The organism is Streptomyces sp. NRRL S-378, assembly GCF_000720645.1.
Classification (GTDB): domain Bacteria; phylum Actinomycetota; class Actinomycetes; order Streptomycetales; family Streptomycetaceae; genus Streptomyces.
The window spans coordinates 75579-87239 of sequence record NZ_JOBX01000042.1 but is presented as its reverse complement, the minus strand read 5'-3'; the positions used below and the strand labels follow the sequence as shown (position 1 = coordinate 87239).

General features: G+C 73.2%; 9 protein-coding genes. 4 read left to right on the top strand and 5 right to left on the bottom strand.

The features are described 5' to 3' along the window. Positions 1 to 104 precede the first annotated feature (104 nt). Both IH80_RS0126365 and IH80_RS0126360 read right to left on the bottom strand, forming a co-directional pair. A complete protein-coding gene (locus IH80_RS0126365) occupies positions 105 to 824 on the bottom strand; it encodes a helical backbone metal receptor (RefSeq protein WP_386392469.1) in 720 nt (239 codons plus the stop codon). 5 nt (positions 825 to 829) lie between these two features. Next, positions 830 to 1378 carry a cupin domain-containing protein gene (locus IH80_RS0126360; protein WP_030963797.1) on the bottom strand — a complete coding sequence of 183 codons (549 nt, stop codon included), beginning with the start codon at positions 1376 to 1378 and terminating at the stop codon, positions 830 to 832. 312 nt (positions 1379 to 1690) lie between these two features. Between IH80_RS0126360 and IH80_RS0126355 the strand changes: the two genes are divergently transcribed. The 4 genes from IH80_RS0126355 to IH80_RS0126340 all read left to right on the top strand — a co-directional run bounded on the left by IH80_RS0126355 (position 1691) and on the right by IH80_RS0126340 (position 6829). Beyond that, complete coding sequence (locus IH80_RS0126355; protein WP_030963796.1) at positions 1691 to 2596, top strand: 5'-3' exonuclease; 906 nt, start codon at positions 1691 to 1693, stop codon at positions 2594 to 2596. 47 nt (positions 2597 to 2643) lie between these two features. Continuing rightward, positions 2644 to 3483, top strand: coding sequence for a siderophore-interacting protein (locus IH80_RS0126350; RefSeq protein ID WP_030963795.1), 840 nt, complete (start codon positions 2644 to 2646; stop codon positions 3481 to 3483). 745 nt (positions 3484 to 4228) lie between these two features. Further along, positions 4229 to 5767, top strand: a complete 1539-nt coding sequence (locus IH80_RS0126345; protein ID WP_030963794.1) for a serine hydrolase — start codon at positions 4229 to 4231, stop codon at positions 5765 to 5767. Positions 5768 to 5785: 18 nt separating this feature from the next. Further along, positions 5786 to 6829, top strand: coding sequence for an RluA family pseudouridine synthase (locus tag IH80_RS0126340; RefSeq protein ID WP_078906753.1), 1044 nt, complete (start codon positions 5786 to 5788; stop codon positions 6827 to 6829). Here the strand turns inward: IH80_RS0126340 and IH80_RS0126335 are convergent. The 3 genes from IH80_RS0126335 to tatC all read right to left on the bottom strand — a co-directional run bounded on the left by IH80_RS0126335 (position 6826) and on the right by tatC (position 11644). After that, positions 6826 to 9666: a DEAD/DEAH box helicase gene (locus IH80_RS0126335; protein ID WP_030963791.1), complete on the bottom strand. Its 2841-nt coding sequence runs from the start codon at positions 9664 to 9666 to the stop codon at positions 6826 to 6828. The genes IH80_RS0126340 and IH80_RS0126335 overlap by 4 nt on opposite strands. Positions 9667 to 9712: 46 nt before the next feature. After that, a complete protein-coding gene (locus IH80_RS0126330) occupies positions 9713 to 10600 on the bottom strand; it encodes a diacylglycerol kinase (RefSeq protein ID WP_030963790.1) in 888 nt (295 codons plus the stop codon). A 78-nt stretch (positions 10601 to 10678) separates the two neighbouring features. After that, positions 10679 to 11644 (bottom strand): twin-arginine translocase subunit TatC, encoded by a 966-nt coding sequence (tatC, locus tag IH80_RS0126325; protein ID WP_030963789.1) that lies wholly within the window; start codon positions 11642 to 11644, stop codon positions 10679 to 10681. Positions 11645 to 11661: the final 17 nt, after the last annotated feature.

Sequence of the window (11661 nt, the reverse complement as noted above, 5' to 3'; positions counted from 1 at the left end):
GCCCCACACCGCACACCCCCGCCCCGCCGCAACGATGCCCACCCCCGGCGGGAGCCGAGCGGCACCGGCCCGCCGGAACAGTGGCCACCCCCGGCGGGAGCCGCTCAGCGTGCCGCCCGCAGCGCATCCGCCAGCACCGTCGGGGCCTCCGCCAACGACGGCCCGTACCAGGTCAGGTGGCGGCCGCTGACGAGGGCCGCCGGCAGGCCGGGGAAGGCCTCCGGCCCGTCGCCCGCCGCGAAGGCGTACGGCTCGTCCGGCAGCACCACCAGGTCGCAGCCGGCCGCGGCCAGCTCCCCGACCGCAACCCTCGGGTACCGCTCCGCATGCCCCGCATAAACGTTCCGCACGCCCAGCCGCGCCAGCAGATCCCCCGCGAACGTGTCCCGCCCCAGCACCATCCACGGCCGCCGCCACACCGGCACGAAGGCCGTGAGCTCTCCCACCGGCTGCGCGCGGGCCCACGCCGCCTCCGCGTCGGCCAGCCACCCGGGCCTCGCCAGCCCCAGGGCCCCCACCAGCACCCGGTCCAGTTCCCGCAGCGCCTGCGGGAGGTCGCGGACCTCGGTGACGAGCACCTCTACACCCGCCGCGCGCAGCGCGTCCAGGTCCGGTGCCCGGTTCTCCTCCTCGTTGGCGATCACCAGATCCGGCCGGAGCGCCACGATCCTGCCCACGTCGGGGTTCTTCGTCCCGCCGATCCGCTCCGCACCCCCGAGGTCCGCGGGGTGCGTGCACCAGTCGGTGACCCCGACCAGCAGACCCGGCGCCGTCACGGCCACCGCCTCCGTCAGCGACGGCACCAGCGACACGACGCGCCGCACGCCGGTCACTGCCCGGGGGACGGGGGTTCGGAGGTCGCGTGGATGTGGTCGCCCACCGCGACCACCAGGATCCGGGTGTCCTCGGTGACGGCCCGCCAGCGGTGCCGCACGCCCCCGGAGAGGAACAGTGCGTCGCCGCTCTCCAGCCGGTACGCCCGGCCCTCGGCCTCGACCTGGCAGGCGCCCTCGACCACGTACATGAGTTCGTCGTTGCGGTGCTGGTACTCGCGCCCGGCGTCCTGGTCCCCGGTGAACTCCATTGCGTGCAGCTGGTGGTGCCCGCGGACGAGGGGCCGTACGCCCGGCAGCGGGGTCAGCCCGGACTCGTCCCCGGCCCGTACGAGGTCCACCGTGCGCGCGGTATCGGAGGCGGCCAGCAGCTCGACGGCCGTGGTCTCCAGGGCATCCGCGACGCGCTCCAGGGAACGCATGCTGGGCCGGGCCCGCTCGTTCTCTATCTGACTCAGGAAGGGCACCGACAGGCCGCTTCGCGCCGACACGGCGGCCAGCGTCAGGTGGAGCGCGCGGCGGCGCTTGCGCACGGCCACACCCACCCGCAGCGGTTCCTTGCCGTCCTTGTCCTTGCTCTTGTCGTCCCTGTCGTCCAGCTTGCCGCTCAGGCCGTCCGTGCCGTCCCTGTCATTCATCTCGGGGCTGCCCTCCCCATGTCCGTCGCACATCGGTGTGCTGTAAGCACCTTACGCAGCAACCGCCCCCGGTTTCGCCCGCACCGGTCTTCCCGTACCCGCCCGCTCACGGTGCGTGGTGCTCAGGGGGGCGGTCGGGTGCGCGCGGGGGCGCCCGGTGGCAGGAAGGGCGCCACGGCGCGTTGCGGCATCATCGTCTCCGTGACGACACGACGCCTGATGCTCCTGGACACCGCCTCCCTCTACTACCGCGCCTACTTCGGCGTGCCGGACTCCGTGAAGGCCCCCGACGGCACCCCGGTCAACGCCGTGCGCGGCCTCCTCGACTTCATCGCCCGGCTCGTGCAGGACCACCGGCCGGACGACCTGGTCGCGTGCATGGACGCCGACTGGCGGCCGCACTGGCGGGTCGAGCTGATCCCCTCGTACAAGGCCCACCGGGTCGCCGTCGAGACCGAGACGGGCCCCGACGTGGAGGAGACCCCGGACACGCTCGCGCCGCAGGTGCCGATCATCGAGGCGGCCCTGGACGCCTTCGGCATCGCCCGGGTCGGTGTCGCCGGGTACGAGGCGGACGACGTGATCGGGACGCTCACCTCCCGTGCGACGGGCCCCGTCGACATCGTCACCGGCGACCGGGACCTGTACCAGCTCGTGGACGACGCCCGGCAGCGGCGGGTGCTGTACCCGCTCAAGGGCGTGGGCACCCTCCAGGTGACCGACGAAGCGTGGCTGCGGGAGAAGTACGGGGTGGACGGCCCCGGCTACGCGGACCTCGCCCTGCTGCGCGGCGACCCGAGCGACGGCCTGCCGGGCGTTCCCGGCATCGGCGAGAAGACGGCGGCCAAGCTGCTCGGCACCTACGGGGACCTGGCCGGGATCGTCGCGGCCGTCGACGACCCGAGGTCGAAACTGACCCTCACCCAGCGCAAGCGGCTGGAGGAGTCACGGCCGTACCTGGCGGTGGCCCCGAAGGTGGTCAAGGTGGCCTCCGACGTGCCGCTTCCGCAGTTCGACGCGGCCCTTCCGGCGGCCCCGGCGCAGCCCGAGCTGGTCGACGCGCTAGCCCATCGGTGGGGATTGGGCGGCGCTGTGTCCCGCCTGAGCGGCGCCCTGCACTTCTGAGGTGATAACTTAGGTAAGGCTAAGTTTCATGGGAGTCAGGGGATACCGTGGCAGAAGGACGCGGCCGCACTGTCGGCACCGCCGTTGTCGTACGCACCGAGCGGCTTTCGCCGCACATGGTGCGGATCGTGCTGGGTGGTGAGGGCCTGGCGGACTTCGGCGCGGGCGAGTACACCGACCATTACGTGAAACTCCTCTTCGCTCCCGAGGGTGTCAACTACCCCGCTCCGTGGGACCTGGAACGTATCCGCGGCGACTTTCCGCGCGCGCAGTGGCCGCGCCAGCGCGCTTACACCGTGCGGAACTGGGACCCGGTCCACAGGGAAGTGACCCTGGACTTCGTCGTCCACGGCGACGAGGGCCTGGCCGGTCCGTGGGCCGCCCGGGTCCAGCCGGGCGAGCTCGTGCACTTCCTCGGCCCGGGCGGCGCCTACGCCCCGGACCCGGCGGCGGGCTGGCACCTCCTGGTCGGCGACGAGAGCGCGCTGCCCGCGATCGCCGCGGCCATGGAGCGGATGCCGGTCGGCGCGCGGGTCCACGCCATCGTGGAGATCGACGGCCCGGCCGACGAGCTGAAGGTCGCCACCCCCGACGGCGTCGTACCGGTCTGGCTCCACCGCGGCGACCGTCCGGTCGGCGAGGCCCTCGTCGAGGCGGTCCAGGCCATGGAGTTCCCCTCGACGGATGTCCACGCCTTCGTCCACGGCGAGGCCGGCTTCGTCAAGGACCTGCGCCGCCACCTCCGCCTGGAGCGCGGCATCGCACGCGAACGCCTGTCGATCTCGGGCTACTGGCGCCTGGGCGAGACGGACGAGGGCTGGCGCGCGATCAAGCGCGACTGGAACGCCACGGTCGAAGCCGAACAGGAACACCGCGCCGCCGCCTGACCCCTCCGGGGGCGGTCCGCAGTCACGACGCAGCCGTTCCCCAGCAGGCCCCGGCCCGTGCCCGCGCCGGCCCTCCCTGCAGGCGCAGGCCCCGAGCCCGTTGCCTGGCTCACGGGCCCCGGGGCCGTAGGCCGTACGCCGCGGGCCGCGGCGGGGGCCGTAGGCCGCACGCCCGGGCCGCGCCGACGCACTGGCCCGAAGACCCGGGCTGGTACCCGCCCTTCCCCAGCCCCCAGGGGCACCTCCCAGCGCCGGACCGACCCCTTCGGATCTCGCCCGGGCCGCGTTGCCCGGCACCGCACCTCACCGCGTTGTCGGTGCTCCCGGCGACGGCGGATCCGCGGAAGCGCCTGCGCCCTGCGACGGGCGGCACCGGAGTCCCTACGGCCGGGCCGAGGCGGTGGCGCCCGGCCGGTGCGGCGTGGCGCACGTCGCCGCGCCCCATGCCCGGGCCGGGCGTGGGCGGACTCGGGCGGTTCCTCGCCGGACGCGAGCCCCGGGCCGCCGGGCGGCTGTCCTTCCACCTCTGCCCGATCGGCCCACGAGATCCGGGAGAGGCGGCGCGGCCGCAGAGCCCGAGGCGCCACGGGCGGGGGCAGCGCCCGCCCGATCCGGCTCCGCGGCGATCGACCGTGGGCCCGGGGGCAGCCCCCTGGGCGGCGCCGCACCCGCCGCAGCACACGCGTCCCCGGCAGGCCCGGCCGGCGCGCGCGCGCCGAAAGGCGTGCGGCGGGACAATGTAGCCATGCGTACGCTCCGCGCGCTCGGGGCAGCAGGGGCCGCGGCCCTCCTCACCGCCTCGGCGGCTGCGGCGGCACCGAGCCCGCCCCCCGCTCCCCGGCCCCAACTCACGGACGCCGCCGTCGACAAAGCCGTCGCCGCCCTCGACCGCACCGTCGCGGACAAGATGCGCCGCACCGGCGTGCCCGGCGTCGCTGTGGCCGTCGTCCACAACGGCGAGGTCGTCTACCTCAAGGGCTTCGGGGTCCGCCGCACCGGCGAGAGCGCCAAGGTCGACCCCGACACCGTCTTCCAGCTCGCCTCCGTCTCCAAGCCGGTGTCCTCCACCGTCGTCGCCGGCGCCCTGGCCGATCCCGGCGCCTGGGACGAGCCCCTGGCGGGCTCCCTCCCCGGTTTCGCCCTCAAGGACCCCTGGGTGACCTCGCACGTCACGCCCGCCGACCTGTTCTCGCACCGCAGCGGACTCCCCGATCACGCCGGGGACCTCCTGGAGGACCTGGGCTACGACCGGGCGTACATCCTCGACCACCTGCGTGAGGAGCCGCTGAGCCCCTTCCGCGCGAGCTACGCCTACACCAACTTCGGACTCACCGCCGCCGCCGAGGCCGTCGCCCGCGACCATGGCGTGAGCTGGCAGAAGCTCAGCGAGGACAAGCTCTTCAAGCCCGCCGGAATGACGCGCACCAGCACCGAGTTCGACGCCTACGCCAAGGCCCCGGACCGGGCGTGGGGCCACGTGCGCAACCCGGACGGCACCTGGAGCCCCCGCTACGTCCGCGACGCCGACGCCCAGACCCCGGCGGGCGGGGCCAGTTCCACCGCCCGCGACATGTCCCGCTGGCTGCGGCTGCACCTGGACACCGGCAGCCTCGACGGGAAGCGGATCATCCCCGCGGAGGCACTCGCCCGCACCTACCAGCCCGAGATCGTGTCCCAGGCCGTGACCGGCCGCGGCACCCCGCAGTTCTACGGCCTCGGCTGGAACGTCTCCTACGACGATGCGGGCCGGCTGCGCCTGAGCCACTCCGGAGGCTTCGCCCTCGGCGTGAACTCCAACGTCACGATGCTCCCACTGGAGCGGCTCGGCATCGTCGTCCTGACCAACGGCACCCCGGTCGGGCTGGCCGATGCCGTCGCCCTGGACTTCTTCGACACCGCCCAGTACGGCAAGCCGACGGCCGACTGGATGCCGCTCGTGGGCGCGAGCTACGCCCAGACGTTCAATGCGGGCCGGTCCGACACCGACTACGCCCGCCCGCCCTCCGGCGCGAAGCCGGCCCGCGACAGCTCCGCGTACACCGGCACCTACGACAACCCCTACTACGGCAGGGCCACCGTGACCGCTGCCGACGACGGCTCGCTCACCCTCGCCCTGGGCCCGAAGCCGATGCGGTTCCCGCTGAAGCACTACGACGGCGACACCTTCAGCTTCGAGACCACCGGTGAGAACGCCGTCGGCCGTACGGGCGTCTTCTTCTCGGACGGCACGCTCCGCGTGGAATACCTCGACGAGAACCACCTGGGCACCTTCACCCGGCAGTAGCCGCATAGCCTGTCCCCGATGAGACGCAGAACCCCGCCGCCCCCCTCGCCCCTCCCCCAGCGGGCCGGCATCGACCCGGTCCGGCTCCGGCTGCCGCCCGACCCCGGCGGGACCTGGCCGGACCTCGGCAGCTACCTCGCCGCCCGCTACGCCGGCACCCGCGGCGAGGAGTCCATGGCGCGGCTCCTGGCCGCCGGCCGGGTCCTGGGCCCCGGCGGCAGGGTGCTGCACGCGCGGGACCCGTACGAGGCCGGCGGCTTCCTGTGGTTCCACCGGGACGCGGAACCGGAGCCCCGGGTGCCGTTCGCGGTCCGCGTGGTCCACCGGGACGAGCACCTCCTCGTCGTGGACAAGCCGCACTTCCTGGCGACCACCCCGCGCGGCAGCCACATCACCGAGACCGCCCTGGCCCGGCTGCGCGAGGACCTGGACCTGCCCGCGCTCAGCCCGGCACACCGTCTGGACCGGCTCACCGCGGGCCTGGTGATGTTCAGCGTGCGGCCCGAGGACCGCGGCGCCTACCAGCTCCTCTTCCAGCGGCGCGAGGTGCACAAGGAGTACGAGGCCCTCGCGCCCCGCGATGCGGCGCTCGCCTTCCCGCGCACCGTCCGCAGCCGGATCGAGAAGGTCCGCGGGGTGATCGCCGCGACCGAGGTCCCCGGCCCGCCCAACGCCGAGAGCCTGATCGAACTCGTCGACGTCCGCGGCGGCCTGGGCCGCTACCGGCTGACCCCGCACACGGGCCGCACCCACCAACTGCGGGTGCACATGAACGGCCTGGGTCTGCCCATCCTGGGCGATCCGGTCTATCCGGAGGTCACCGACCCGGCTCCGGAGGACTACCGACGGCCCCTGCAACTCCTCGCCCGGGTCCTGGCGTTCACCGATCCGGTCACCGGCGCCGCCCACCGCTTCGAGAGCGCCCGCACCCTCCAGGCCTGGCACGACCGCCCCGGCTGGGAGGCGGGCCCCCAGGGGGTGTCCGGCGGATCCGGGACGGACCCGGGCCGCCCGGTTCCCGGCACATCCGCGGGAACCGGGCGAGGCCCCGCGACCGGCTAGCCGACGGAGCTGTAGGCCACCACGCCCCGCAGGAGCGCGTCGACGGCCTTGCGGGCGTTCTTCGCGACCGTGCTGCCGCTGTCGCCGGTTGCCGAGGGGGCTGCCGCCGCGATCTGCCCGAGGACGTCGATGACCTGCTTGCACCAGCGCACGAAGTCACCGGCCGGCATCTCCGCCTCGCGCAGCACCTCGTCCAGGCTCTTGTCGGAGGCCCACTGGTACGCCGCCCACGCGAAGCCGAGGTCCGGCTCGCGCTGGCCCACGCCCTCCGCCTGGTTGATGCGGTGCTCCTCCTCCAGCGCGTCGAGCCGGCCCCAGATGCGCACCATCTCGCCGAGCGCCACCTTCGCCGCGCCGCCCGGCACCTTCGGCGCGACCGCGTCGTCGGACTGCCGGGCCTCGAACACCAACGCCGAGACGCAAGCGGCCAGTTCGGCCGGGCTCAGGCCCTCCCAGATCCTGGCGCGCAGGCATTCGGACGCCAGCAGGTCGAGCTCCCCGTACAGCCGGGCGAGCCGCTTGCCGTGCACGGTGACCTCGTCCTCGCGCAGGTAGTCCAGCTCGGTCAGCAGGGCGTGGATCCGGTCGAAGGTGCGGGCGATGGTGTTCGTCCGGCCCTCGATCCGCCGCTCCAGCGCTTGGGTGTCCCGCTTGAGCCGGTGGTAGCGCTCCGCCCAGCGGGCGTGGTCCTCGCGCTCGTCGCAGCCGTGGCAGGGGTGCGCCCGCAGCTCGGAGCGCAGCCTCGCGATCTCGCGGTCGTCGGCGGCCGCGGCCCGGCCGCGGGAGCGCCGCTCGGGGGTGATGTGCCCGGCCTTGCTGCGCAGCTGCGACGCCAGGTCCCGACGGGACTGCGGCGAGCGCGCGTTGAAGGTCTTGGGGATCCGCATCCGGTCCAGCGCCTCGACCGGGACGGGGAAGTCGATCGCGGCGAGCCGCTTGACCTGCCGCTCGGCGGTGAGCACCAGCGGGCGCGGGCCTTCCGCGTACTCGTAGCCGCGGCTGCCGTGGACCCGTCCGGCCGGTACTCCCGGGTCCAGGACCAGCGCGAGCCCGGCGAACTTGCCCGTCGGCACGTGGATGATGTCGCCCGGCTTGAGCTTCTCCAGCGAACTGGCCGCCTGCACCCGCCGCTGGGCCGCGCCCTGCTTGGCGAGTTCCGTCTCGCGGTCCTTGAGGTCGCGGCGCAGCTGAGCGTACTCCTCGAAGTTCCCCAGGTGGCAGGTCATGCCCTCGCGGTAGCCCTCCAGGCCCTCCTCGTTGCGCTGCACCTGCCGGGAGATCCCGACGACCGAGCGGTCGGCCTGGAACTGTGCGAAGGAGGTCTCCAGCAGCTCGCGCGAGCGGTGCCGCCCGAACTGGCTGACCAGGTTGACGGCCATGTTGTACGAGGGCTTGAAGCTGGAGCGCAGCGGATACGTACGGGTGCCCGCGAGGCCGGCGAGTCCGGCCGGGTCCATGCCCCGCTGCCAGAGCACGACGGCATGGCCCTCGACGTCGATGCCGCGGCGGCCGGCCCGGCCGGTCAGCTGCGTGTACTCGCCGGGGGTGATGTCGGCGTGCTGCTCGCCGTTCCACTTGACCAGCTTCTCGAGGATCACCGTGCGCGCGGGCATGTTGATGCCGAGCGCCAGGGTCTCGGTGGCGAAGACGGCCTTGACCAGGCCGCGGACGAAGAGCTCCTCCACGACCTCCTTGAAGGTCGGGAGCATGCCGGCGTGGTGCGCGGCGATGCCCCGCTCCAGGCCCTCGAGCCACTCGTAGTAGCCCAGGACGTGCAGGTCCTCGGTGGGGATGGCGGCGGTGCGCGCCTCGACGAGCTCACGGACCTTCAGCCGCGCGGCCTCGTCGTTGAGCCGCAGGCCCGCGAACAGGCACTGCTGGACGGCGGCCTCGCAGCCGGCCCGGCTGAAGATGAAGTTGATGGCGGGCAGCAGCCCGTCGTTGTCGAGGCGGGCGATGACCTCGGGGCGGGACGGGGTCCAGATCCGGCCGCGGGAGCGCCGCTCGCGCTCACGGTCGGCCTCGCGGACCATCTTGCCGCGCCGCCGGTCCTTCGGGCTGTAGGTGCGGCTGTTCTCCTCGCGGGCCATGCGCAGCAGGTCGGGATTGACCTCCCGGCGCGCGGAGCCGCGGCCGCCGTGGTCGGACTCCTCCTCGAAGAGGTCGTAGATCCGGCGGCCGGCCATGACGTGCTGCCACAGCGGTACGGGCCGCTCCTCGGAGACGATCACTTCGGTGTCGCCGCGCACGGTGTCCAGCCAGTCGCCGAACTCCTCGGCGTTGGACACGGTGGCGGAGAGGGAGACCAGGGTCACCGACTCGGGGAGGTGGATGATCACTTCCTCCCAGACGGCTCCGCGGAACCGGTCGGAGAGGTAGTGGACCTCGTCCATCACGACGTAGCCGAGGCCGAGGAGGGACTGGGAGCCCGCATACAGCATGTTGCGGAGCACCTCGGTGGTCATCACGACCACCGGCGCCTCGGAGTTGACGCTGTTGTCGCCCGTCAGCAGGCCGACCTTGTCGGCGCCGTAGCGCTTGACGAGGTCGGCGTACTTCTGGTTCGAGAGCGCCTTGATCGGCGTCGTGTAGAAGCACTTTCGGCCCTGCGCGAGGGCCAGGTGCACGGCGAACTCGCCGACAATGGTCTTGCCCGAGCCGGTCGGGGCGGCGACGAGGACGCCCTTGCCGGCCTCCAGCGCCTTGCAGGCCTCCACCTGATACGGATCCAGGTCGAAGTCGTACATCTCGCGGAAGGGGGCCAGGGCGGTGGCCTCTTCGGCGGCGCGGATCCGGGCAGCGGCGTACCGCTCGGCGGGTGAGAGTTCTTCGGTCATCTTGCTGTCGAGCCTACCCGTCGGGTCTGACAACAGTCGCGATCATTTATGTGAGGAGCCGGACCGCTCCGGGCACGCACTCGGCGGTCACCGGGAGGGGCCCGAGGGGCTCCCCGTCCGCGTACGCGGTCAGCCCGGGCGACTCCAGGGTGACCTTCCGGGCGCGGTGGACGCTCACCTTCGGGTGGGAGACGTGTCCGCCCCGGTAGACCTGCGGGAACACCTTCAGCAGGGTGGCCCGGCCGCAGTCGCCGACGACCGTGACGTCGAAGAGGCCGTCGTCGGGTGCGGCGTCCGGGCAGATGCGCATGCCGCCGCCGTAGGAGGAGCCGTTGCCGACGGCCACCAGCGTGGCCTCGGTCTCGATCACCGGGCCGTCGTCGAGGGTGATGCGGTAGGGGAAGGGCCGGAAGGCTGCCAGTTCCGCGATCATCGCCAGGTCGTACTTGAAGCGGCCGGCCGGCAGCCGCATCCGGTTGCCGCGGTCGTTGACCTTCGAGTCGAAGCCGGAGCACAGCACGGTCCCGTACCAGGTGCTGCCCACGCGCCCGAGGTCGACGTCCCGGATCCGGCCCTCCTTGAGCGCCTCGGCGGCCAGCCGGCCCGCCCGCGCGGGATCGCGTACGGGCAGACCCGTGGCCCGTGCGAAGTCGTTGCCGGTGCCGACGGCGACCACCCCGAGCGGCACCGGGGTACCGGCGAGCGCCTGGAGTGCCAGGGAGACCATGCCGTCGCCGCCCACCGCGACCACGGCGCCGGTGCCCTCGCGGACCGCGCCCGTCAGCCGGGCCAGCGCGTCGGGTGCGTCGGCGCCCACCAGGGTCCGTACGGAGAAGCCGGCGGCCCGCAGAACGGAAGCGGCCGGCTGCGCGGCGTGCGCGCCCCGGCCGCGTCCCGCGGTGGGATTGACGAAGAGGGTGACCTCGTAGCTCACCCCCGGGAATGTACCGGAGCCCGTACGCGGGCCCCGGGCGCCCCGGGGGACCCCCGGCGGTGGCCGGAGGCGTACCCGTCAGGTGGCGTCGTCGTACCCGTTGATCCGCCGGCGTCCGCCGTCGGCCTGTCCGGGCAGTGCGGCGGGGGCCTGGGCGGTTTCCATCCGGCCGATCGGCTCGGGGGTGAGGTCGAGCTGCGAGGCCTCGTCGTCGCTCAGGCCCGCGTCGGGGTCGTTGCGGCGGCGCCTGCGGTCGTTGAGGAGGCAGAGGCCGACGGCCGCGAAGTAGAGGGCCACGATGGGCAGGGCCAGCGCGAGCATGGTCGGCGGGTCACCGGTGGGCGTCGCGAAGGCGGCGAAGACCGTGATGCCGAGGACCATGCCCCGCCACCAGCCGGCGAGCCGCTTGCCGGTGAGCACGCCGGTGAAGTTCAGCAGGATCAGCAGCAGCGGCAGCTCGAAGGCCAGACCGAAGACGATCACCATGCGGGTGACCAGGTCGAGGTAGTCGTCGACCGGCAGCAGGTTGCGCGCGTGGTCGGGCGTGAACTCGAGCATGATCGTCGCGGTCTGCGGGAGGATCTTGTACGCGAGCACGGCGCCGGCCAGGAAGAGGGGCGCTCCGACCGCGACGAAGCTGCGCGCGTACTTCTTCTCGTGGCTGTGCAGCCCGGGCGCGGCGAACGCCCACAGCTGGTAGAGCCACACCGGTGCGGAGAGCACCACGCCGGCCATCAGCGAGACCTTCAGGGCGATCGAGAACGCCGAGATCAGGCCGTTCACGGTCATGTCGGCGCAGGGGCGCCCGTTGCGCTGGGTCACCACCCCGTTGGTGCAGCCGACGGAGTCCAGCATCGGCTTCAACAGGAAGTTGATGATGTCCCGGTAGAAGAAGGCCGCGACGATCGTGATGACGAGGATCGCCAGGACCGACTTCAGCAGGCGGTTACGCAGTTCGCGCAGGTGCTCCACGAGAGGCATGCGCCCTTCGGCGTCCTTTGCCTTTCGTTCTTGCTTCTCCTGCTTGCGGGCAGACTTGAGCAACCCACGTCCCTTGTCTC

Excerpts from the sequence above, each read along its gene's own strand:
- IH80_RS0126355 (WP_030963796.1), top strand. The coding sequence starts at position 1,691 with ATGCTCCTGGACACCGCCTCCCTCTACTACCGCGCCTACTTCGGCGTG.
- IH80_RS0126340 (WP_078906753.1), top strand. The coding sequence starts at position 5,786 with ATGAGACGCAGAACCCCGCCGCCCCCCTCGCCCCTCCCCCAGCGGGCC.
- IH80_RS0126335 (WP_030963791.1), bottom strand. The coding sequence starts at position 9,666 with ATGACCGAAGAACTCTCACCCGCCGAGCGGTACGCCGCTGCCCGGATC.
- IH80_RS0126345 (WP_030963794.1), top strand. The coding sequence starts at position 4,229 with ATGCGTACGCTCCGCGCGCTCGGGGCAGCAGGGGCCGCGGCCCTCCTC.